The 21,398-nt window shown below is 57.2% G+C and carries 21 protein-coding genes and 3 pseudogenes; 7 read left to right on the top strand and 17 right to left on the bottom strand.

From position 1 onward, the window contains the following. Positions 1–29 precede the first annotated feature (29 nt). A pseudogene (locus J4859_RS01110) lies at positions 30–293 on the bottom strand (hypothetical protein); the annotation flags it as partial. A gap of 222 nt (positions 294–515) precedes the next feature. Between J4859_RS01110 and J4859_RS01105 the strand changes: the two are divergent. Together J4859_RS01105 and J4859_RS01100 are read left to right on the top strand one after the other, a co-directional pair. After that, positions 516–731 (top strand): annotated as a pseudogene (locus J4859_RS01105) (hypothetical protein); the annotation flags it as partial. 279 nt (positions 732–1,010) lie between these two features. Next, positions 1,011–1,184 (top strand): annotated as a pseudogene (locus tag J4859_RS01100) (IS3 family transposase); the annotation flags it as partial. A gap of 75 nt (positions 1,185–1,259) precedes the next feature. Here the strand turns inward: J4859_RS01100 and J4859_RS01095 are convergent. The 3 genes from J4859_RS01095 to J4859_RS01085 are packed head-to-tail and all read right to left on the bottom strand — an operon-like array spanning position 1,260 to position 3,199. Then, a complete protein-coding gene (locus tag J4859_RS01095) occupies positions 1,260–2,411 on the bottom strand; it encodes a DUF3810 domain-containing protein (protein WP_212331964.1) in 1,152 nt (383 codons plus the stop codon). A gap of 25 nt (positions 2,412–2,436) precedes the next feature. Beyond that, on the bottom strand, positions 2,437–3,003 hold the full coding sequence (locus J4859_RS01090) for a hypothetical protein (RefSeq protein ID WP_212331961.1): 567 nt from the start codon (positions 3,001–3,003) through the stop codon (positions 2,437–2,439). 40 nt (positions 3,004–3,043) lie between these two features. Next, a complete protein-coding gene (locus tag J4859_RS01085; RefSeq protein ID WP_212331958.1) occupies positions 3,044–3,199 on the bottom strand; it encodes a hypothetical protein in 156 nt (51 codons plus the stop codon). A 149-nt stretch (positions 3,200–3,348) separates the two neighbouring features. Here J4859_RS01085 and J4859_RS01080 point away from each other — a divergent pair, with 149 nt between their 5' ends. Next, a complete protein-coding gene (locus J4859_RS01080) occupies positions 3,349–3,744 on the top strand; it encodes a hypothetical protein (protein WP_212331955.1) in 396 nt (131 codons plus the stop codon). A gap of 464 nt (positions 3,745–4,208) precedes the next feature. Here the strand turns inward: J4859_RS01080 and J4859_RS01075 are convergent, their stop codons facing one another. Continuing rightward, positions 4,209–5,621 carry an MATE family efflux transporter gene (locus tag J4859_RS01075; RefSeq protein WP_212331952.1) on the bottom strand — a complete coding sequence of 471 codons (1,413 nt, stop codon included), beginning with the start codon at positions 5,619–5,621 and terminating at the stop codon, positions 4,209–4,211. Positions 5,622–5,790: 169 nt separating this feature from the next. Next, positions 5,791–6,471 (bottom strand): transaldolase family protein, encoded by a 681-nt coding sequence (locus J4859_RS01070; RefSeq protein ID WP_212331950.1) that lies wholly within the window; start codon positions 6,469–6,471, stop codon positions 5,791–5,793. A 212-nt stretch (positions 6,472–6,683) separates the two neighbouring features. Here J4859_RS01070 and J4859_RS01065 point away from each other — a divergent pair, with 212 nt between their 5' ends. From J4859_RS01065 to J4859_RS01055, 3 genes are all read left to right on the top strand, one after another. Next, the gene (locus tag J4859_RS01065; RefSeq protein WP_212331947.1) at positions 6,684–6,875 is read left to right on the top strand and encodes a hypothetical protein; all 192 of its coding nucleotides are present in this window, start codon (positions 6,684–6,686) and stop codon (positions 6,873–6,875) included. Positions 6,876–6,887: 12 nt separating this feature from the next. After that, positions 6,888–7,271 (top strand): hypothetical protein, encoded by a 384-nt coding sequence (locus J4859_RS01060; RefSeq protein WP_212331944.1) that lies wholly within the window; start codon positions 6,888–6,890, stop codon positions 7,269–7,271. 501 nt (positions 7,272–7,772) lie between these two features. After that, positions 7,773–8,531 (top strand): DeoR/GlpR family DNA-binding transcription regulator, encoded by a 759-nt coding sequence (locus J4859_RS01055; protein ID WP_212331941.1) that lies wholly within the window; start codon positions 7,773–7,775, stop codon positions 8,529–8,531. Between the two features lie 83 nt (positions 8,532–8,614). Here J4859_RS01055 and J4859_RS01050 read toward each other — a convergent pair whose 3' ends face one another. Then, positions 8,615–10,987, bottom strand: coding sequence for a glycyl radical protein (locus J4859_RS01050; RefSeq protein ID WP_249113708.1), 2,373 nt, complete (start codon positions 10,985–10,987; stop codon positions 8,615–8,617). Between the two features lie 211 nt (positions 10,988–11,198). On the opposite strand from J4859_RS01050, the gene J4859_RS01045 reads away from it, so the two are divergent. Next, positions 11,199–12,095, top strand: a complete 897-nt coding sequence (locus J4859_RS01045; RefSeq protein ID WP_212331935.1) for a glycyl-radical enzyme activating protein — start codon at positions 11,199–11,201, stop codon at positions 12,093–12,095. Between the two features lie 68 nt (positions 12,096–12,163). On the opposite strand, the gene J4859_RS01040 is transcribed toward J4859_RS01045, so the two are convergent. The 10 genes from J4859_RS01040 to J4859_RS00995 are packed head-to-tail and all read right to left on the bottom strand — an operon-like array spanning position 12,164 to position 21,386. Continuing rightward, complete coding sequence (locus J4859_RS01040) at positions 12,164–13,120, bottom strand: DegV family protein (RefSeq protein WP_212331932.1); 957 nt, start codon at positions 13,118–13,120, stop codon at positions 12,164–12,166. Continuing rightward, the gene (gene accA / locus J4859_RS01035) at positions 13,120–14,850 is read right to left on the bottom strand and encodes an acetyl-CoA carboxylase carboxyltransferase subunit alpha/beta (RefSeq protein WP_212331929.1); all 1,731 of its coding nucleotides are present in this window, start codon (positions 14,848–14,850) and stop codon (positions 13,120–13,122) included. Before accA ends, J4859_RS01040 begins: the two co-directional genes overlap by 1 nt. Then, a complete protein-coding gene (gene accC / locus J4859_RS01030; RefSeq protein WP_212331927.1) occupies positions 14,843–16,183 on the bottom strand; it encodes an acetyl-CoA carboxylase biotin carboxylase subunit in 1,341 nt (446 codons plus the stop codon). The genes accA and accC overlap by 8 nt, the downstream gene beginning before the upstream one ends. Before the next feature lie 5 nt (positions 16,184–16,188). Then, complete coding sequence (locus J4859_RS01025; RefSeq protein ID WP_212331921.1) at positions 16,189–16,617, bottom strand: 3-hydroxyacyl-ACP dehydratase FabZ family protein; 429 nt, start codon at positions 16,615–16,617, stop codon at positions 16,189–16,191. A 15-nt stretch (positions 16,618–16,632) separates the two neighbouring features. Continuing rightward, complete coding sequence (locus J4859_RS01020; RefSeq protein WP_212331919.1) at positions 16,633–17,151, bottom strand: biotin/lipoyl-containing protein; 519 nt, start codon at positions 17,149–17,151, stop codon at positions 16,633–16,635. 3 nt (positions 17,152–17,154) lie between these two features. Then, the gene (fabF, locus tag J4859_RS01015) at positions 17,155–18,402 is read right to left on the bottom strand and encodes a beta-ketoacyl-ACP synthase II (protein ID WP_212331917.1); all 1,248 of its coding nucleotides are present in this window, start codon (positions 18,400–18,402) and stop codon (positions 17,155–17,157) included. A 52-nt stretch (positions 18,403–18,454) separates the two neighbouring features. Further along, positions 18,455–19,228, bottom strand: coding sequence for a 3-oxoacyl-[acyl-carrier-protein] reductase (gene fabG, locus J4859_RS01010; protein ID WP_212331915.1), 774 nt, complete (start codon positions 19,226–19,228; stop codon positions 18,455–18,457). Further along, a complete protein-coding gene (locus J4859_RS01005) occupies positions 19,228–20,160 on the bottom strand; it encodes an ACP S-malonyltransferase (RefSeq protein WP_212331913.1) in 933 nt (310 codons plus the stop codon). Before J4859_RS01005 ends, fabG begins: the two co-directional genes overlap by 1 nt. Next, positions 20,148–21,092: a nitronate monooxygenase gene (locus J4859_RS01000; protein ID WP_256436787.1), complete on the bottom strand. Its 945-nt coding sequence runs from the start codon at positions 21,090–21,092 to the stop codon at positions 20,148–20,150. Before J4859_RS01000 ends, J4859_RS01005 begins: the two co-directional genes overlap by 13 nt. Before the next feature lie 45 nt (positions 21,093–21,137). Further along, positions 21,138–21,386: an acyl carrier protein gene (locus J4859_RS00995; protein ID WP_212331911.1), complete on the bottom strand. Its 249-nt coding sequence runs from the start codon at positions 21,384–21,386 to the stop codon at positions 21,138–21,140. Positions 21,387–21,398: the final 12 nt, after the last annotated feature.

Raw genomic sequence — 21,398 nt, 5'->3', positions numbered from 1 at the left:
CTATGCTCGCGCGTTTGAGTGCGTCCGTATCATAGCACGCAGGCACAGATCCACTGTGTCCCGGGTTCAAAAAGCACCCGACCAGAGGCCAGGTGCCTGCAACGCGTAGTGGTTGTTTGCTTGCTGTATGCAAACTGGCTGCGGTAAAGCTCCGCGCCGCCCTTAGCGGGAAGCTCCCTGTGGGCTCTCTGCTCGATGATGGTGCTATGGCCCATAGCGAGGATGAGATCCACATCGATGATCGTTGAGAGGCGGTGCGCGATTGCGAAGCTCGTCCGATTCTCCATGATAGCCCCAAAAAATGAGCTGACGAACAGGGAGAAGACGCTGCTGAGCGATAGCCTGTGTCCGAAGTGGAGGCTCTCTTGAGCTGCTGTGTGCCCTTTCGCTTCCCACTTCGAGCTACCACTACCAGCTAGGCGCCACTCCAGCCGGTAGCCGAGATGGTAAGGCCTGCGAGCTCGTCTACGCCGGCTTCGCTGCGAGCCGACGACATGTAGGGCAGGCGCGTAAGCGACGAGCTGAAGGCACAAGGCCACGCCATAGGTGAGTGGAGGGTGGCGCGCATCATGGGTAAGGAAGGCCTGATGTCCCGGGGCACGCCCAAGAAGAAGTGCGGCTACAGCTCGCAGGAGGGTGAGATATCGGCGCATCCCAACAACAGGGTGAGGCAAGACTTTGCGGCAGGCCTTCCCAACTTCCTTGTGACTCTCAGGCGTCACGCAGTTTGAGATACCTGCCGGCAAGCTCTGCCTGAGCCCTATCCTCGACTGCGGCAACTGTAAGCTGGACGTCCTCTACTTTATCTGATGCGGATATGGCCAACTTCATGCTTGGCTCGGCGCTTACCACCACCAAGCAAGAGCGCAGGCATCTGGTGATCCACTTAGACTGTAGTTGCCACTAGCGCTGGCCAGAAGTGGATAGCCATCTGTAAGAAGGCCAGAATTACTTGCTCCCAGTCGTACAAGCGTTGCTCTTCTGACAACGCCTGCTAGGAGGGCTTCTTCGAGACGATGGAAAACGAGATGCTCTACGGCAGGAACTGGTCTGCCGCGACGCTGGATGAGCTGGGGGTGAAGATGGACGGATATATCGTCTGGCACAACGAAAAGCGCCAGAAGAGGTCACTTGGGAGCATGAGCTCGCTCCAATACAGGCGCAGCCTAGGGCTTGCGGCTTAGGTAAGACAGGTACGGATTCCCGTTGCCACTCCAAAATGCATGGGATACTTACAGGTAAGAAGTCTGTGCAAGAATTTAGTTTCCTGCTTCGTGCCATGCGATCAGATCATCGACGACGAGCCCATAGGAGCGGATACCGCCCCGCTCGCCAAAACTTGAGAGATAGGAATCGTTGACGGTCGTCCCTACGTTTTCAAAGGGCCCTTGAAACTGTTGGTAGTGCTTCTGGGTCTCCTGCCGGTCGTGCACGACAAGCATGACCCCGTCTTCGTTCTGTTCCAACGCTGTCTGCATAACCTGCTGTGCGAGATTAGGATCCTCCCTACACAGCGCATTGAAGCAGTAGTTGAATGCGCTGAAGTAGCCGGAGTAGACAAAGTGGTCGTCTTCACTGGTGGTGCAAGCTACAAACGAAGCGAAGTTGGCCTCTTCCTCGCGGGCGATCCCGAGGCGATGCGCCACCTCATGGCACATATCGAACTCAATCTCTGCGTTCGCATCATCGATCGGCACGCTCGCCTCTCCGGAGTCAGCCCAGTAGATACCGGTGTGACCGGAATACAGCAGGGGTTTCCCAAACAGTATTAGCGCCTTCACCGGCGTTGTCGGCCCCTGGAAGATCGGATACTGTTTTGAGAGCTTCTGGTAGGAGCTTCCCGCAGCCTTCGCCAGTTGGAAGAAGTCCTGCTGCTGCAGGGTTCCATCCTTATCGCGCCGCACCGAGTCCGCCCGCTGCGCGGCCTGATCGAGATAGTAACTGGTTGTCTCTGCAAGTTGGTTGGTTGAGTATTCCTGGACTGAAAAGCCCATCTCAGAGGCAAGCGTGGGGGCATAATGGTTGAGCGCCCAGCCGTCAACGGCACAGACAATGAGCATGCTCGTGACGAGCACCACCCAGCTTGCCCATCCACAGACCAGTTCCTTGTTCCACAGGTGACGGATCAGCGTAACTAACGCCATCACCACCGCATAGGCGATGAGCCAGTCCCAGACCGCGATCGGGCACCAGACATTGATCGCGCCGAGGATGGTCGCCAGCTGCTTGGTTCCCTCCCGGTAGACGGGAAAGAAGGACTCCGGCGACTGCCGAAACAGTGCCATCAGGATCGGGCAGGAGGCTAACAGCACCGCGGCACAGATGAACCGTATCCGCGAATACAGCCTCAGCTGTCTTTTGGTCTGCCGTTTCTTACGGCCTTTTCTTTTTCGTGTGCGCTTTTGTGCCATAGCCCTTCACGCCGTATCGTTGTGTTCATATCAGACACACCGCATTATAGCCATCGACGTATACAGGATACTTAAACCCTGCAGTCACTCCACCATACTGAACCTCTGGCCAACTCGTCTTACTGTGGTCACAAAGCAGATCAGAGCTGCCTGAGCAGCGTCGCCGTGCGGTCCCCCCTGCTCCCTTGCGCCGCTTTGCCTGATCCTTTTTCTCTTCTGCATCAAAGCCGTACAGACACTTCACCACCAATAGTAAGGTGGCGAGTGTGGCGATGATATCGGAGACTGGCTGGGCGGTCTGTACACCCAAAAGGTCGAAGACGCTGGAGAGGATCACCGCCACAAGTCCTAAGACAAGACCGAACCGACAGGTACCGATAAAGGTCGCAATCCACATGTATCCTGAGATCTGCAGCATATAGTTCGCTGTCATTGAAGCCCCACTGAGCGCTATCGTGAACGAAGTTAAGCGCAGCGTGAGCGTCCCGGCTTCCACGACCTCTTCTTCATTCCTGAAGAAATAGATCAGCTGTGGGACAAAGATCGCAGTAGCAACACCGGCTGCAAGCACGATACAGAACGCCAGATGCACCGAGAAGAAAATCCTGCTCGGTCCACCTGAAATTTCTGGCTCACAGGTTGTAGCCCAAAACTGACCGGAAGCCCTGTCCGATTCCCCTCTGCAGATAGTTGGCAAAGCTCGTGATCCGATTCACGCTCGCCATCACCACCACATCCCCAAAGGCTGTCGCAGCATTGTTGAGCAACGCACCTGCAGCCGCCGACATACGCTGACAGGCAAAAGAGGGGGGCGCCGCCCCGGTTGATCCCGTGGAAGAAGGCTTTCGAGAGGCGCACATACTTCCAGTGAAAAGGCGTAAGCCCGTTGCACTGCATAATCGTGACCAGGGCCACAAAGCTGATACCTTGGCACGCTATGTTTGAGAGCGCGCTGCCGACAACCCTTAAGTTGGCACCAAACACCGACGACGGATTCGAGAATACCGTGATGTGGGCACCTGACATGATAGCGAGTATGGCGGAGAGACCCTCACCCTCAAAGCGGATCTGCATGTTGAGCATCAGCGCAAAGCACATCCAGGACCATCCCCAAAAGATGGTCCCGATGAGGGCCTTGGCACAGGGCAGGATCGAGGGAGTTGCTCCGGCAAGCGAACAGATCGCCTCCATGAAGATATTACCGAACAGCGCCACGATCGTCCCAACCGTAAGCGAGCACCCTAATCCGGTTGAGGCTAGCATACCCGCCTGTTCATTCTCCTCGGTACTGAGGTGGCGAGATATCGCGTTGCCGATCAGATGCGCAAAATAAAAAATCGATGGTCTGGATCGTACCCATCGCTATAGAGGAGATACCGATCGCGCCTGAGGCGGAGGTATCCAACTACCCTACCTAGTAGGCATCGACGAAGTTATAGAGCACCACTGCGAGACTCGAGAGGATGGCAGGCCAACGCTGCTTGTTTGAGGATGGTGGGCCTAAGCGGCCCTTTCCTCATTGCCTGATACACCTGCTCTGAGCTCTCTGCCACGATTTCCCCGCCTGTGCAGCTCGACACGCTCTTGATGCAGAGTAGGAAATTAAAGCTTCGCTGTGCAGGGGCTGTGCAGTGAGGCTTCTCATCGAAGACAAGGTGTGCATCGTCAATCGCTCAGACAGGGAATCACAGCAGCGAGCGATCAAGAGTATTCAGAGCTATCTGCAGGTGTAGATGAACATCTCCCTATTTTGCCTGCAAAAGAATCGAGGTTCCCACACCACCGGCGCAGCTGACCTCAGCGCTTATCCGTCACCGGCTGTGCCTTCGCCTGTTCCTGTTTGTCCGCCTCATCAAAGTTATGCAGGCACCACAGTGCAAACGGGATCGTGATGATAGCGGTGATCACATCGGAGACCGGCTGAGCGATCTGCACACCGAGCATACCCATCGTGTGTGAAAGGATCACAACGACAGAACCCAGAACAAGCCCGAGTCGGCAGGCGCCGATGAAGGTTGCACTCCACATGTGGCCGGAAGTTTGGAGCAGGAAGTTGGTGATCATGGAGGCGCCGGTCAGCACGATGGAGAAGGAAGTCATGCGCAGCGTCAGAGTACCTGCCTGCACAACCTCAGGGTCATCTCTGAAGAAGTTGATAAGCTGCGGTGCAAAGATTGAGGTCACGACGCCGATCGCAAAGACCGAGATCGAAGCGGCGCGCAGGGAGAAGAAGTATCCCTTACGGACGCGCTTATAGTTTTTGGCTCCCAAGTTGTAACCCAGAACCGGCTGATAGCCTTGGCCGATACCAATCTGCACATAATTGCCGAGGCTCGTGATGCGGTTCACGATTGCCATCGCCGCCACCATCGCATCACCGTACGGATCCGCAGCGTTGTTGAGCAAGGTAGCCGCTACCCCCGACATGCACTGGCGGACGAAAGATGGCACGCCGCCTTGGGTGATCTCACAGAAGAGTCGCTTGGAAGGGCGCACGTACTTCCACCGGAAGGGGGTGATCCCACTGTTCTGCATCATGTAGAGCAGAAGAACGAAGCTGATGAACTGGCAGATAATATTGGCCAATGCGCTGCCGGCAATACCAAACCCCGCGCCGAAGATCAACGCCGGGCTCAGGAAGATATTGATAATAGCGCCTGCGACCATTGCGATCATCGCAGAGAGGCTTTCGCCCTCGAAACGGATCTGCATGTTGAGCATCAGCGCCGAGCACATCCAAGGAGCACCTAAGAAGATAATGCTGATGAAGGTCCTGGCATAGGGCAAAATCGTAGGTGTTGCTCCGGCAATCAGACAGATCTGTTCATCAAAGATATTGCCGAGGATTGCGATCGCTAGGCCAATCGTAATCGTGCACACCAAGCCGGTGGAGGCCAACACATTGGCTTTTTCGTCTTCCTTAGCGCCAAGGTAGCGGGACATCGCCGTACCGGTGCCTTGCGCGAAATAGAAGCCGACAGCTTGAATCACGACCATTGCGACAAAAGAGACCCCGATCGCGCCGGAGGCAGCGGTACCTAGCTGCCCTACAAAGTAGGTATCGACGAGGTTGTAGGCCTCAGTGACCATGTTTGACAAGATAGCTGGCCAGGCTTGGTTGATAATAACAGGACCGACTGGGCCCTCCGTCATCTCTCTATAGATCTGCTCTGAGCTTTTGGCAGTTGCTGCTTTAATGATATTCTTCATGCTTTTTATCCTACCGCGAAGGATGCAGGTACCCACTGAATATCCGCTATGCACTGCAGGTATATTGGTGTTTCCTGGGCTTATATCCCTCAAGAGAAACTCTCACCATAAAAACGCCACCCCGGCGCGGTGTGAGGTGGCGAAAAAGAACCATTGATCGTAGCGACGACTACTGCAGTAGATCTGCCATGGTCTTCCCTGGAGCCAGGGAATCAAAGTCCTTCCTGAACTGGTCCACCGCTGCGTCGATGGCGGCATTCTTAACGAAGCTGTCAATCACGGACGGCGCGGCAGTTGCAGCGCCGACGCCGTACTGGGCAAGCTCAAGCACCTGCTGGCTGTTCTTGAAGGAAGCCGCGAGTACCTCGCAGTCCAGCGCATTGACCTCGAGGATGTCCTGGATCTGCTCTGCGGTAGCCACACCGTCATAGCCCATATTGTCGATACGGTTGATGTAGGGCGCGACGTAGTCTGCGCCGGACTTTGCCGCGAGAAAGGCCTGCAACGGAGTGTAGACGACAGTGCCGCAGGTGTGGATGCCTTCTGCGGTCAGCTGCTTGATCGCCTTGAAGCCCTGCGGGGTTGAAGCGATCTTCACAACGGTGCTCTCACCGAAGGCCTTGACGATCGCACGGGCATCGCGGACCATGCCCTCCGCATCGTCGGGAACAGCCTGTACGAAGAGGATACCGTCCTTACCGATCTGCTCTCTGATCTCAGTGAGCGTCTTGACCGGATCCTGGTGGACTCTGGAGAGGATCGTCGGGTTGGTCGTCACCCCGTCAATCGGATAGAGGTCCTCTATGCGTTTGATCTCATCAATGTGTGCATCATCAATCAAAAGTTTCATTTCAAAAGACCTTTCCCCTCTATAGATCCTTTCGTTAGTAATAAAATATCCTTCTGTACGTAATGTATCACATCCAGCGATGAATTTACATCCTTTTTTGAAAGGTGGATTAGCATTCTAAGTGCAACACAATGACCCGCTGGATGCAAGCGTGGCACACTCCGGAAGGCTACGATGTTGGTTGTCCACATCAACGTCGAAAGCTGGAAGGAATGTGCCACTACAAGCATCTCAAGCCCACAGGAGAGGGACTGCATAGCCGAGCTGTGTGGCACAAGGGAAGCTCCATCGGCTATATCGCGGGAAAGATCGGCAGGGACAGCTCCAGCATCTGCCACAAGCTCAAGAGGAATGGCCGGCACGGCCACTTTAGGGTATGTGCTGCCCAAAAGGAGGGCGGATGAGCGCCGCAGGAGATGCAGGGCGAAAAGGCGGCTTTCAGACCCTGCGCTTACGCAGAAGGTGCGCTTGCTCATCATGGACAGACACTGGTCCCTGGAGGAGATAGACGACATCTCAGGCTCGAGGGTGGCGGCAGGTGCACCGTTGAGCCTCTCGACTATTCTACCGTGAGGTCCATAGTCACCACGCTCGAGCTGCCGGAAACCGGCCCCGAAGGCAAGATGCGGCACCACCTGCGCAGCAAGAGGCCTAAGACGAGGGGCAAGATCGAGATCTTACACAGCGTAAAGGAGAGGCCCAAGAGGCCGATGAGAGGTCTCGCCTCGGCGAGTGGGCAGACGACACGCTCGTGGCAGCGGGACCCGTGTGCCTGCTCGTGCTTGCCGACAGGGCAGTGAGGCTGCTTGCCGCGGAAAGAGCCACCACGACAGCGGGAGCGTCTCTAAGGCCGCCTTCGGGCTTTTGCAGGGACGCCCGCTCGAGACGCTCACGCCTAAGTGGGGCAAGCAGCTCGCAGGGCATACAGATGTTACAGATGCCCTTTGAGGCGTGCAGTTCTACTTCTGCGACCCTCACCATCTATGGCAGAAGCCAACAGTTAAGAACACCAACGGGCTCCTGCGCAAGTTCTTCCCCTAAGGGCAGCGACTTCGGCAAGGTCACGAACGAGGAGGTGCAGCATACAGTGGAGCTGATCTGTGACAGGGCGAGGAAGGCCCTGAAATACAGGACAGCCAACAAGGTCTTTAGGGAGATGTTGTACTCAGCTTGACAATCCGCCAAAAATAATATTTCATATGCAACGTTCATAATTTTTCTTTGAAAGAAGAGCAGACCGATTCGTCTATACTGAGCACAGAAAATATAGAAAACGTGACACTGCGATCGGAAGTAGAGAGATGTCTGCAAAAACAAAACGGTTGAATCAGATCCTTGAGATTCTTGCACAGGAGGGCGAGGCGGAGGTCAAAGACCTCTCAGAGCAGCTCGGGGTCTCCCCCGTCACGATCCGGAAAGACCTAAACGAGCTTGAGGAGAAGACCTTGATACAGCGCGAGCACGGAATTGCCCGCCTGAGGTCCAGGGACAACGTCGCAGGCCGCATCGCTTACCACTACGATACGAAGTGCAAGCTCGCGAAACGGGCCGCTACGCTCGTCCACGACGGAGAAACCGTGATGATCGAATCCGGCTCCTGCTGTGCGCTGCTCGCCGAAGAGCTCGCCCAGACAAAGCACGACGTCACGATCGTCACCAACAGTGCCTTTATCGCCGACTTCATCCGCCACTACAATAATATCAATATTGTCTGTCTGGGCGGCATCTATGAGAAGGACGCTCAGGTGATGACCGGACCGCTTGTCAGCCAGTGCGCACAGAACTACTTCGTGCACTCCTTCTTTATCGGGACCGACGGATACAGCGAGCGCACCGGCTTCACCAACAACAATCAGCTGCGGGCTCAGGCGGTGCGTGACATGGCAAAGCAGTGCGACCGGCTCATCATACTCACGGAGAGCGAGAAGTTCTACCAACACGGTTCGGTACCGCTCAATGTGTCTTCCCGACCCACGACGGTTATCACCGACAGCCGCATCGAGCCGGATACTGCGCACACCCTCAAAGCCCATGGATGTGACCTCATCACGGTAGAGTGATTGTGTCAGAGCCTCTAAACAACGGCCGCACCCTCTCAAATCGGGGATGCGGCTGTCTGTTTCGCCCGATACTGTTCTGTGTCTTACAAGGTCTGCTCAGTACGGGCGATAATGTCGTCCTGCGTGGCTTTGGACAAGACGTTGAAGAACGCAGAGTAGCCGGCAACACGCACGATCAGATCTTTGTGCTTCTCAGGATGCTTCTGTGCATCGAGCAGCGTTGCGCGATCCACGATGTTGTACTGTACGTGATAGCCGTTGAGGCGGCTGAAGAAGGTCGAGATCAGCATCTCAAGCTTCTGCCGGTTCTCTTCCGTCGCAAGCATCGCGGGTGCCATCTTCTGGTTCAGCAGCACTCCTCCGGTGATCTTCTCAGTTGGGAGCTTTGAGACCGACTTGAAAACTGCGGTCGGCCCATGCGTATCGCAGCCGTGCGCCGGTGAGCAGCCTTCCGCCAGAGGCTCATGTGCACGCCTGCCGTCCGGTGTCGCCATGGTCCCCATACCCTGCCCCACGTTTGCGGAAATCGAGGAGGTGCCGCCGTAGCGAATGCCGCCGATCGGGCCTCTGCCGTAGCGGGTGTTCGGGTATCTCTTGATCTCGTCGAGGTAGGAGTCATAGGCGTCAACGACAAGCTGATCGACACGGTCGTCGTCGTTGCCGTACTTGGGGGCGTCGTGGATCAGCATGTCCTGGATCTTCTGGTTCTTCGGCGACGTGAAGTTGTCGAGGATCGCGCCCCAGAGCTCGGCCGGGGTGATCTTCTTTTGCTCGAAGACCAGATACCTGATCGCAGCTAGGCTGTCCGCCATGTTCGCGATACCGACCTGCAGGCCGGAGATAAAGTCGTAGACCGCACCGCCTTCCTTGATGGTCTTGCCACGGGCGAGGCACTCATCCGTAAGGGTCGAGCACAGAACATCCGGGACGTCGCGCTCAGAGGCTTTGTCGATCGCATTCTCTGTGATCACGGAGTAGCGAGCGATCTCACGGACGGTCTTGTCCCAGGCCTGCATCAGCTCATCGTAGGACTTCATATCCTTAAAGTAGCCATACCCCTTCGCAAAGCGTCTGCCACTCGTGAGGTCGACACCGTTGTTCATCGCGACGAGCAGGATCCGCGGGAAGTTCATATAGCTCATGCCGGTACAGCGGTAGCCCCACTTGCCCGGCACAGCAGTCTCGACGCAGCCGATTGCAGAGTAGTTGTAGGCATCCTGCTCTTTGACGCCGTGGGCGATGAAGGAGGGGATGATGATCTCATCGCTGTTGAAGGCAGGCATACCGAAGCCCAGACGCATCACCTCGATACACTCATCGAAAAAGTGCTTGTCGATATTCTTGTGGTAGCGCACCGTGAGGTTCGGCTGCGTCAGGCGGGTCTGTACGACTGACTGCAGGACCAAAAAGGACATTGCATTGACTGCATCCTTCTTGTCCGGCGTCTGGCCCCCGATCGTGACGTTTTGATACATCGGGGAACCTGCGGAGCTATAGGTATGCTCCTGGCTGCGCACCTTGTTGATCGTGAGGGTCTTGATCCACAGGTTGTCGAGCAGCTCGAGCGCCTGATCTTTGGTGAGGGTCCCCGACTCCAGATCGTGCTCATAGTACGGGAACATGTACTGGTCAAAGCGCCCATAGCTGAGAGAGTGTCCGTTCGACTCGATCTGCAGGATGAGCTGGATAAACCACACCGACTGGATCGCCTCGCGGAAGGAGTGCGCCGGCTCGTAAGGCACCGTGTCACAGCTGTGGCTGATCTCCTCGAGCTCCCGCTTGCGCTGTCCGGTGGCGCTCTGAGCCTTGTCAGCCGCCAGTACGGCATAGCGGTGCGCGAAGTCCTTGACCGCCTGGATCACGACAAGCACCGCCTTGTAGAAGACGTTCTTGTCGATGCTTTCTGGCTGGGTCAGGTCAAGGTCAGCCTGGTAGCGCTTTGCGCGCTCCTCGTAGCCGCGCAGCCCCTCTTTGAGCAGGCGCGGATAATTGACGGAGAGATGCGCATCCCCGGCATTGAGCTTGCCTTCCATACCGAAGAAACCGGTCTCCATAAAGACCTTGACTTCATCCGGAAGCAGCACTTCCCCGCGGTCACGCAAGGTATTGTTCCTCCAGAAAGGGGCAATCCCTCTCAGGGCCTGCTTCGTCTTGTCCGTGATGTAGAAGACATCCCCATCGCGCTTCTCGAAGGTATCGAGCTCATCGAGCACAAACTCCATTGTGTACTCCGGAAAGATCGGGGCATTGCGGTTCTTGGTCGCCTGATTGCCGACGATCAAGGTATCGTCCTCAATGTAGATGGTCATGTGGTCCAGGATGTTCTTCAGCATGTACGCACGCAGGAGCACTCTCGGCAGATCGCGGTGCTCCTCGTAGGTCTGTGTGGCCAGCAGTGCCCGTTCCTCATCGATATACGGTCTCTCATCGAGAACCGCCTCCCGGAAGTGCCGCATCCGGGGCGTCAACCTTCCAAAATGCTCCGCATTCTCCATGGCTGTCACTCACCTTTCATACAAAAGCCTTTTCTCTTTCTTTCTTGACTACACTGTATCATATTTTTCAATATGATGTGCATATATTTTCTAATAAAGTTTACTTTTGTTTCGTTCGTAATACTCTATACTGGATACAGCAACCACTCACAGACCGATCAGGAGAACGTATATGACTGAGGGCATCATCTTTAACATCCAGAAGTTTTCGATCCACGATGGACCAGGAATCCGCACCACGGTCTTTCTGAAAGGCTGCCCGCTGCGCTGTAGGTGGTGCGCAAACCCTGAATCACAGCTCTCCAAAGTAGAGGTGCTCTACGACGAATCGAAGTGCCTGCACTGCCGAACCTGTGTCCACACCTGTCCCGTACAGGCAGTACGCTTTGAGGACAACCACGTGTATATCGATGAGAAAAAGTGCGACGGATGCCTCAAGTGCATCAAAGGCTGCCCCGGCCGTGCCCTGACCAGCGAGGGGGAAAAGAAAAGCGTACAGGAGGTGGTCGACGTCTGCCTACAGGATAAGGACTTCTACGACGAGAGCCACGGCGGCGTCACGATCTCCGGCGGCGAGGGGATGGCGCAACCCGATTTTTTGCGGGAACTGCTTGCGGCGCTCAAGGCACACGGAATCAACCTCGCAATCGAGACAATTGGCTATGCACCCGAGGAGGTCTTCCACGAGCTGGCTCCACAGTTTGACCTGTTGCTCTTTGATGTCAAACAATACGACCCCGCCAAACACAGAGTCGGAACCGGTGTCACGAATGAACTGATCCTCAAGAACCTGCGCTGGGCACATGATCATCAGATCCCAATTCTGCCCCGTATCCCGGTCATTCCCGGCTTCAACGCCACCCTCGAGGATGCCCAGGGTCTCTCTGATCTCCTGGTGAAGCTTGACTTTACACGGGTACAGCTCCTCCCCTTCCACCAGCTTGGGGAGAAGAAATACCATTTCCTCAACCGCAACTATGCCTTAGAGGGACAGCAGCCTCTCAGAGCTGAGAATCTCAAAGACTATCAGCGCATCTTTACAGCAAAAGGGCTCGACTGCTTCTTCTAATGTCACAGCCGAGCTCTCCACAATTCATGCTTTGCCCGATATGCCTCTCGAGCAGAGAGGCATATCGCTCAGCTCTTATAGCCTCTCCAGGCCAGTGAGATGGAACCCACGCCGAGGTGCAGCGACACCACCGGATTGCCGTCGCGCACGGCGACGTTGGCATCCGGATACAGGTGGTGAAGGATGCTCACCAATGTGTCGCTGACCTCAGTCGCCTCGCCGTACCCGGTTACAATCAATCCGTTGTTTGCAAGCTCATGGGGCACCTGCTTGGCCAGCGCCCGGGCGGTGCTGCGCATACCGTGCGCCACATCGATGTCCTCGATGCCGCCCTCTTTGAGTGCCATGATCAGATAGCGGTCGAGCTTACCAACCACAGCCCCGCGGGTCGCGCCTAAGCGTCCGCTGCGACGCAGCACGTCTATGTCCGGTACGGTAAAGACGATGCCTTGGTCTTTCCGGTCCTCTTTCAGCCCTGCGGCGATCTCTGAGAGGCTCTCACCCCGCTCAACCCGCTCATGGGCGCGGCGGACCAGGAACTCCAAGCCACCTGAGGTGGTCCAAGAATCCACGATTGCCATGCGGGAAGCCTCGGCTCCCTCGTGCACCAGCTGCTCCTCCGCAGCCCGGGCGCTCCGATAGGTTCCGGAGAGCCGTGAGCTGATCGTAAGGCACAGGATGTCAGATCCGGCCTCCAAAAGCTTCGAGAAGCGCTTCGCAAAGACGTTTTGATAGACCGCTTCGGTCCCGAGGATACGGGCATTGCGGAACAGGGTATCGTAGTCCCCATTCTCCCCCTCATAGTTCTCGGCGAGCCGAACCCCATCGACCAGATAGTGCATCGGTATCAACGTAACGCCGAGCTCATCTGCCACCTTTCTGCTCAGTGGAGCTGTAGTGTCACAGAGAATCGCAATGGGACGTCTATCTGATGTCCCCTGCGTGACTTGTGCGTCAGCATTCACCTCAGCAGGCGTGTTTTCCCGTCTCGTAGTTGCATCGGGCGATGCATTCTTCTCTCCCATTATTGTCTGTTCCTCCCGATAGCGCGAAACTTATCGTGACGCTGCTCTATCAATTGATCAGAATCCATTGATTCCAGATCGCTCAGTTCTCTTTCAATGCGCGCTCTGAAGGTATCGGCGAACTCCGGAGTGCCTAACCCCGTCGCGTCGATCACCCCATCCACGATGCCTATGTGCTGCAGGAAGTCTGCCGTAATGCCCAAGGCTTCCGCCGCCTCATCCGCACGCTTCGGGGTCTTCCACAGGATCGAGGAGCAACCCTCAGGGCTGACCACCGAATACACCGCGTCGGAAAGCATCAAAACCTTGTTCGTCACGGCGAGGCCCAAAGCACCGCCGGAACCGCCTTCGCCCATAATGACGGCGAGCTCAGGGGTCTTAAGGCCGCCCATTGCGACCAGGTTATCCGCGATTGCGGCACCTTGGCCGCGCTCCTCTGCCTCCATACCGGGGTAGGCGCCCGAAGTATCGATCAGGTAGACGACCGGACGGTGAAACTTCTCCGCCTGCTTCATAAGCCGCAGCGCTTTACGGTAGCCCTCAGGCTCAGGGGATCCATAGTTGCGCTCGAGGCGCTCACGGATACCGCGCCCACGGTCAGTGCAGATGACCTCCACCGGTTTGCCCTCCAGAAGGCCGATGCCGCCGACGATTGCCGGATCATCACCGAACTCACGGTCACCGTGCAGCTCAAAGAAGCCTTGGAAAACCTGCTCCACGATCGTGGGGATCGAAGGTCGGTCATTGGCGCGGACTCGCTTCACCTTATCGTAGGCAGAGGCGCCCTCTTTGAGCGGTGCCTGCAGGTGGCGCGGAGCCGGCCAACGTGGCTCATCCGGGAAGGCCGCCGAGCACTTCGGTGCCTCCTTGTCGGAGTCCAGGGCCTCTCCATCATGCAGGTACAGGAGATAACCGAGGGTCAGGGGAAGGTCTTTGCGTTCGATGATCGCATCGACAAAGCCGTGCTTCAACTGAAACTCAGAGCGCTGGAACCCCTGCGGCAGGCGCTTGTGCGTGGTCTGCTCGACGATGCGCGGTCCTGCAAAGGCCACCAGGGCATTGGGCTCTGCCAATGTGATGTCTGCTTCCATCGCGAAACTTGCAGTGACGCCGCCGGAGGTAGGATCGGTCAAGACCGCGATGTAGAGCAGGCCGGCTTCGCTGTGCTCACGCACTGCGTCGGAGACCTTTGCCATCTGCATGAGGGAGGTCAGGCCTTCCTGCATGCGGGCACCGCCGGAGACGGTGAAGCCGACAACCGGAAGCTTCTCCTTCGTCGCGCGCTCAAAGCAGCGGGTGATCTTCTCACCGACAACCGCTCCCATCGACCCCATCATAAAGTCGCCGTTCATAACAAAGAGGGCACAACGCTCCCCGACGATCGTCGCCTCACCAGTGACGACGCCTTCGCGCTCCCCTCCGGAACGCTCCCGGGCAGCTTTAAGCTTATCGGGATAATCGGGGAAGTGGAGGATATCCTCCGTGGTGAAATCCGCATCCCACTCTTTGAGGCTTCCCTGGTCGATTGTGATCCCGATGCGCCGACGCGCTCCGATACGCATATGCTGTCCGCAGCGGGGGCACACATCCAGGTTCTCAGAGAGCTTCTGGGCGTCGATCGCATGCCGGCAATGGGGGCAGCGCACCAGCATGGTGCGCTGAGGCATATCGACCGGGACCTCAGTTATCGGACCTTCCAGTTCGTTGGTACTATTTGGCCGCTCACGCATAGAGATGCTCCATCAGATTCGTATGGTAGTTCCCGGACAAAAACTCCTCATTCGAGAGGATATCGAGCTGCAGATCCGCGTTGCAGTCGACGCCGTCAATCACGAGCTCACCCAATGCAGAGCGCATCTTTCTGATGGCTTCGGCACGGGTGGGACTGTAGACAACGAGCTTCCCCAACAGGGAATCGTAGTAGGGTGGCACGATAGAGCCGACATACAGAGCGGAATCGAAGCGGACCCAAGGGCCATTCGGGACGTGCAACATCGTGATTTCGCCGCACGAAGGCATAAAGTCTGCAGTCTCCGCATTGATACGGCACTCAATCGCATGGCCGCTGATGTGGATATCTTCCTGCTTCCATGTGTCCAGCTTGACGCCGGAGGCGACTCTCATCTGCCACTTCACCAGATCGATACCCGTCACAAACTCCGTGATCGGATGCTCAACCTGCAGCCGCGTGTTCATCTCCATGAACCAAAACTCTCCGCTGTCAGAGAAGAGGAACTCGATGGTGCCGAGTCCGGAGTAGCCAGTCTCCTTAGCCAGATTGCGCGCACACTCATACATGTGCTCACGGATCTCTGGAGTCAGCTCCGGGCAAGGGCTCGAGCTCTCTTCCAGGAGCTTCTGGTTTCTGCGCTGCACCGAGCACTCGCGCTCGCCCAGCGAAAAGACGTTGCCATAGTTGTCGGCTAAGATCTGTACCTCAATGTGGTGCGCTGGAGAGATGAACTTCTCCATGTAGCATTCACCGTCACCGAAGGCAGACTGGGCTTCCGCCCTCGCCTGCTCAAAGGCATCCGGGGCATCTTCGGGCTTCATAACCTTACGGATACCGCGACCACCGCCGCCGGCGCGGGCTTTAATCAGAACCGGACAGCTGATGCGCTTCGCCTCCTGTTCGGCTTCCTCAGGCGACTTCAGCAGCTCACACCCTGGAACAATCGGCACGCCAACCTTCTTTGCGGTCTTGCGGGCCTCATCCTTGTCGCCCATGAGTTCCATCACCTCAGGGCTCGGGCCGATGAAGACCAGCCCGTGCTCTTGGCATTCGCGGGCAAACTCTGCGTTCTCTGAGAGGAATCCGTAGCCCGGATGGATCGCAGAGGCACCCGCCTCAAGGGCAACAGTGATCAGGGCATTCATATTGAGGTAGCTGTCCTGAGGTCTCGGGCCGCCGATGCAGTACGCCTCATCCGCAAGGGCCACATGGAGCGCCTCAGCGTCCGCTGTTGAGTAGACGGCGACTGTCTTGACCCCCATCTCCTTGCAGGCTCTGATGATACGGACCGCGACTTCACCACGATTAGCAATCAATATCTTCTGGAACATGAGCGTTAGACCTGTTTCTTCGGTACCAAGGCAAAAGACATATCAGCGGTGCAGCACACGTTGTCACCCACGCGCGCTTCCCCATGGGCAAAATGGAAGATCCCGTGGGAACGGGTCAGGGTGCAGTCGAGCGTCACCGTGTCACCGGGACGGATCGGGTGCTTAAATCTCACCGTATCTAGCCCGGCATACATCGGGATCGAATCGTGTGCGTGGGGGTCATCCGCAAGTAGGACGCAGCAGTTCTGCGCGAGCATCTCGCACTGGATGACGCCGGGGACAATCGGGTTGCCCGGAAAATGTCCCTGGACAAAGAACTCTTCACCGGTGATCGTGACATGACCGATTGCGTGATCCCCTTCGACCGTCGCATCATCGAGCAAAAGCATCGGTGGACGGTGGGGGAGGATTGTCTCAAGCTCCTTTTTGTTCATCGCGACCATTCCCCCCTAGTACAGCTTCATCAGAACGGCACCGTACTCAACGAGCTCGCCGTCTGAGACGCAGATATCGACGACTTCGCCGTCTGCTTGAGCGGTGACTTCCTTCATCTCTTTCATCGCTTCGATAACGCAGAGGACGTCGCCCTTTTTGACCTTGTCGCCTACCTGTACAAAGGGCTTAGCTCCCGGAGAGGGTGCAGCATAGAAAATGCCGACCATCGGGGCTTTCACCGAGATAACCTTGGTCATATCAAGCGGCGCTTCGCCGTCTCCCGTGTCCGGAGACGCATCAGAGGTCGCAGGGGCAGCCGGAGCTGCAGTTGCAGCCTGCGGAGCAGCGCCTGCCGGCGTTGCAGCAGCAACAGGCTGTGTCGATACAGGTACAGCAGGCGCTACGGGAGCGGGAAATGCTCCGGGTCCCTCCAACTCGATGGAGGCATCCCCTTCTTCGATGCGGACACGCGCAACGCCACGCTGTTGCATCATAGCCGCAATCTTATCGAGTCTATCGATTGAGGTATCCATCTATTAATCCTCCTCGTAGCGTTTCAGCGCTATGACTGCATTGTGGCCGCCGAATCCAAGGGTATTGGAGAGCGCCCAGCGTCCGTCGAAGCTCACTGACTGTCCTGGCGTATAGTCAAGATCGCATGCTGGATCAGAATCTTTGAGGCCCATGGTCGGCGGGATCACACTGTCCCTCAGCGCGCAGGCGCAAGCCATAGCCTCCAGCGCACCGGTGGCGCCGAGCATGTGGCCGGTCATCGACTTAGTCGAGGAAACGTGTGCCGCATGCGCTGCCTCATCCCCAAGTGCCTGTTTGATGCCCTTGGTCTCAGAGGAATCGTTGAGCTTCGTCGAAGTGCCGTGGGCATTGATGTAGAGGCCCTCTTTCGGATCCAAGCCAGCTTCTTCAACCGCGAGTTTGATCGCGCGGGTGATACCGGCGGCATCCGGATCGGGGCTTGTGATGTGATACGCATCTGCGGTATTTCCGTAGCCGGCGATCTCCGCCACGATGTGCGCGCCGCGCTTGCGAGCGTGCTCGAGTTCCTCAAGGACCAGAATGCAGGCGCCTTCGCCCATAACAAACCCGTTGCGGTTCTTATCGAACGGACGGCAGGCCGTAGTCGGATCCGGGTTGGTCGTGAGCGCACGGCAATTCGTGAAGCCCGCGATTGACACCGGAACAACAGCGGCTTCCGTGCCACCCGCGAGGATTGCGTCAGCATAGCCGCCCCCGATTGCGCGGAAAGCTTCACCGATCGCATTGGTGCTCGTTGCACAGGCCGTAACGACCGGAAGCGTCGGGCCCTTTGCCTTGTGGCGGATGGAAACCTGGCCGGCTGCCATGTTCGCGATCATCATCGACACAAAGAACGGGGAAATCTTGCGGGGGCCATCCTCAATCAAGCGCTTCATCTGCTGCTCGGTCGTGCCAATGCCGCCGACACCGGAGCCTACATAGACGCCCAAGCGTTCAGGCTCGATCGCGCCCGGCGCTGAGAGTCCAGAATCCTTCATTGCCTCATCAGAGGCGACCATCGCGAACTGTACATTGCGATCGTTGTGGTTTGCTTCCACACGGCCCAGTGCGGCAACCGGATCAAATCCTTTGACTTCTGCCGCGACCTTTACGCGGAAATCAGTCGTGTCAAACGATTTGATCTCGCCGATACCGACCTTTCCTGCCACCAGCGACTTCCATGTTTCGGGAGCCGTAAGACCTACAGGGGTGATTGCCCCCATACCGGTGATGACTACCCTGCGCTTCATCCTGTATATCCCCTCCAAAACCTGAATAGTTTGGCTGTTTGCACGAGTGCTGCTACATGCTCAGTCCACCGTCTACGCGGATGACTTCGCCGGTGATATAGCTGGCGGCATCCGATACGAGGAACGCCACAACGTCTCCCACCTCGTCGACGCTTCCCAGTCTATTCATGGGAATCTGAGCCTGGTACGCTTTGACGGTCTTCTCGGGCAGCTTGTCCGTCATATCCGTCTTAATGAAGCCCGGAGCGACCGTATTGACCGTCACACCGCGGTGGCCCAACTCTTTGGCCACCGCTTTGGTCAAGCCGATCAAACCGGCTTTTGAAGCGGCATAATTAGCCTGGCCGGCATTGCCGGAGAGTCCGACTACGGAGCTGATCGAGATGATGCGGCCACCGCGCAGGCGGACAAAGTTCCTACTCAGCGCTCGGATCATATTGAAGGCACCTTTGAGGTTCACGTCGATAACCGCGTCAAAGTCCTCGTCCTTCATGCGTGCCAAGAGGCCATCACGGTTGATACCTGCATCGTTAACGAGGGCCCAGACCGGACCGAAATCTGCGATGATTGCTTTGACGGTGTCGTTGACCTGAGCGGAATTCGCGACATCACACTGATAGGCCTTCGCGGTAGCGCCGAGCTTGCTAAGTTCCTGCACACAGTCTGCCGCAGCTTCTCTATTGCCGGCATAGATGATTGCGATATCAAAACCCTCACGGGCAAGTGAGCGCGCACAGGCTCTGCCGATACCGCGGGAGCCACCGGTCACGAGCGCAACACGTCTTGAGGCGTCCCGCTCAAGGGTCCCTGTTGCCTGATCTGCCACTATTCGTCCCCCCTCAGCGCTGCCACAACCTGATCCAGTTGCTCCACAGTCTCCACGTTGTAAGTCGCGACATCCTTGAGTGTCCGCTTTACGAGTCCCGTTAAGGTGTGCCCCGGACCGACCTCGATAAAGGTATCGATGCCGGCGTCACGGATCGCATGGAGCTCACCGGTCCACTTCACGGGGTGGGAGACCTGGTTGGCCACGGTGTGAGCGATAACCTCAGGATCGGTGTCATAGCTCTCGCCGGTGTAGTTGGCGTAGGTCTCGATCTTGGGGCTGTGCGGGGCATGGTCTTTCAGGTATGCCTTGAGCCCGGCCGTTGCCTCACTCATATAGGGGCTGTGGAAAGCACCGGAGACCTTCAGCGGAAGGCTTCTGCCCCCGGTTTCCTTCACGAGCTGATCGAGCTTCTTGCAGGCCTCAGCTGACCCCGCTACAACAGTCTGCTGGGGGCTGTTGTAGTTGACCGGCCACGCCTCATCGCCTGCCTCACGGGCAAGCTCCTCGACCTGCTGAGCATTGAGCTTAAGCACCGCGCGCATCGCACCGGGATGCTCCTCTGAGCACTGCTGCATCAGGCGGGCGCGCTCCATAACAAAGGAGACGCCCTCCTCAAGCGTGAAGATGCCGGAGAAAGTATCCGCAGCGATCTCACCTAGGGAGTGTCCTGCGACGGTCTCAGGGACAATCCCTCTCTCCTGCACCGCATAGGCGCAGGCAAGATCGGTCGTGAAGACGCAGGGCTGCGTGTTGATCGTCTGCTTGAGCTCTTCGGCCGTCCCCTCGAAACACTGGTGGATCGTACCGGGGCGCACTGCCTCTACCTTGTCAAACAAGTCATGCGCCGCCGTGCTCGAGTCATAGAGCGCTTTGCCCATGCCCGGCTTCTGGGATCCCTGCCCCGCAAACAGAAATGCTATGCGAGCCATCTGGAAGCCCCCTTCAGGCAGGCTTCAGCGCCGTTCATCAGATCATCGACGATCTCCTGTGCGGTCTGCTCCTTCTTCACCATGCCCGCAACCTCACCTGCCATGAAGCTGCCGTCCTGGTAGTTGCCGTCCACCGCGGCTTTGCGCAGAGATCCTGCGCCCATCCGGGCTAGCTCTTCCGGCTTCGCGCCCTCTCTCTCTGCCTTCAGGAAGCGCTGGGAGAACGGGGTCTTGAGACAGCGGACCGCGCCGTTCATTGAGCGGCCCGTGACGATCGTCGAGAGGTCGTTGGCCTTGAGGATACGTTTCTTGTACTCCTTAGAGACACTACACTCTTTGGCGACGAGGAAGCGTGTGCCGACCTGGACGCCTACGGCGCCGAGCATCAAGGCGGCGGCAACCTGTCTGCCATCCGCGATACCGCCAGCGGCGATGACCGGAATCTTCAGGGCGTCAACGACCTGCGGCACCAGCACTATCGTCGAGACATCGCCGATGTGACCGCCGGACTCGCCACCTTCCGCCACAACCGCGCAGGCCCCTACCCGCTGCAGGAGCCGCGCAAGTGCGACGGAGGAGACAACCGGGATCACCTTGATATCCGCGGCCTCCCAATCCTTCATGTACTTTGCCGGATTGCCGGCTCCGGTGACGACCACTGGAACCTTCTCCTCGACGACGACCTTCGCCACCCCATCGGCAAACGGGCTCTGAAGCATAATGTTGACGCCGAACGGCTTGTCGGTCTGCCGCTTGCACTCACAGATTTGTCCTCGCAGCCAGTCCGCATTCGCGTTCATTGCGGAGATAATGCCGAGGCCACCCGCATTCGATACCGCGCTGGCAAGCCCCGCGTCAGCGATCCATGCCATTCCGCCTTGAAAAATGGGTTTTTCTATCCCTAGAAGGTCACACAGAGGAGTTTTGATCATAGTCGCGCAATCCTTAAGCTTTTCCCGTCCTAAAACTACTGAGGCTTAGTCCTTGTCCTTGTCCTTCAGCTGCTCGTCTACGAGGTCGACGAACTCCTGAACGGTCTGAGGATTAGCCTCAGGGTCGATCTCGATGCCGAACTCGTCCTCGCACGCCATAACTGCCTCAACGGTTGACATGGAGTCCAGGCCAACCTCAGAGAGCTTGGTGTCCGGCTTAAGGTCGACGTTGTCGAGGCCCTCCTGATCCTTCAGGATGCTGACGATGCGATCGAATGTTGATTCTTCTGCCATGGTTTGTTCTCC

The organism is Atopobium sp. oral taxon 416 (assembly GCF_018128285.1).
In the GTDB taxonomy this organism is placed as follows: domain Bacteria; phylum Actinomycetota; class Coriobacteriia; order Coriobacteriales; family Atopobiaceae; genus Olsenella_L.
Note: the sequence above shows the minus strand (reverse complement) of the source record. Positions and strands in the feature narration are given on the sequence as shown.

Excerpts from the sequence above, each read along its gene's own strand:
- J4859_RS01060 (WP_212331944.1), top strand. The coding sequence starts at position 6,888 with ATGCAGGGCGAAAAGGCGGCTTTCAGACCCTGCGCTTACGCAGAAGGT.
- accC (WP_212331927.1), bottom strand. The coding sequence starts at position 16,183 with ATGTTCCAGAAGATATTGATTGCTAATCGTGGTGAAGTCGCGGTCCGT.
- J4859_RS01070 (WP_212331950.1), bottom strand. The coding sequence starts at position 6,471 with ATGAAACTTTTGATTGATGATGCACACATTGATGAGATCAAACGCATA.
- J4859_RS01055 (WP_212331941.1), top strand. The coding sequence starts at position 7,773 with ATGTCTGCAAAAACAAAACGGTTGAATCAGATCCTTGAGATTCTTGCA.
- J4859_RS01075 (WP_212331952.1), bottom strand. The coding sequence starts at position 5,621 with ATGAAGAATATCATTAAAGCAGCAACTGCCAAAAGCTCAGAGCAGATC.
- J4859_RS01040 (WP_212331932.1), bottom strand. The coding sequence starts at position 13,120 with ATGGGAGAGAAGAATGCATCGCCCGATGCAACTACGAGACGGGAAAAC.
- J4859_RS01085 (WP_212331958.1), bottom strand. The coding sequence starts at position 3,199 with ATGTCGGCGGCTGCAGGTGCGTTGCTCAACAATGCTGCGACAGCCTTT.
- J4859_RS01050 (WP_249113708.1), bottom strand. The coding sequence starts at position 10,987 with ATGCGGCACTTCCGGGAGGCGGTTCTCGATGAGAGACCGTATATCGAT.
- J4859_RS00995 (WP_212331911.1), bottom strand. The coding sequence starts at position 21,386 with ATGGCAGAAGAATCAACATTCGATCGCATCGTCAGCATCCTGAAGGAT.
- accA (WP_212331929.1), bottom strand. The coding sequence starts at position 14,850 with ATGCGTGAGCGGCCAAATAGTACCAACGAACTGGAAGGTCCGATAACT.
- fabF (WP_212331917.1), bottom strand. The coding sequence starts at position 18,402 with ATGAAGCGCAGGGTAGTCATCACCGGTATGGGGGCAATCACCCCTGTA.
- J4859_RS01025 (WP_212331921.1), bottom strand. The coding sequence starts at position 16,617 with ATGAACAAAAAGGAGCTTGAGACAATCCTCCCCCACCGTCCACCGATG.
- J4859_RS01065 (WP_212331947.1), top strand. The coding sequence starts at position 6,684 with ATGTGCCACTACAAGCATCTCAAGCCCACAGGAGAGGGACTGCATAGC.
- J4859_RS01000 (WP_256436787.1), bottom strand. The coding sequence starts at position 21,092 with ATGATCAAAACTCCTCTGTGTGACCTTCTAGGGATAGAAAAACCCATT.
- J4859_RS01095 (WP_212331964.1), bottom strand. The coding sequence starts at position 2,411 with ATGGCACAAAAGCGCACACGAAAAAGAAAAGGCCGTAAGAAACGGCAG.
- J4859_RS01005 (WP_212331913.1), bottom strand. The coding sequence starts at position 20,160 with ATGGCTCGCATAGCATTTCTGTTTGCGGGGCAGGGATCCCAGAAGCCG.
- J4859_RS01045 (WP_212331935.1), top strand. The coding sequence starts at position 11,199 with ATGACTGAGGGCATCATCTTTAACATCCAGAAGTTTTCGATCCACGAT.
- J4859_RS01020 (WP_212331919.1), bottom strand. The coding sequence starts at position 17,151 with ATGGATACCTCAATCGATAGACTCGATAAGATTGCGGCTATGATGCAA.
- J4859_RS01080 (WP_212331955.1), top strand. The coding sequence starts at position 3,349 with ATGTTTGAGAGCGCGCTGCCGACAACCCTTAAGTTGGCACCAAACACC.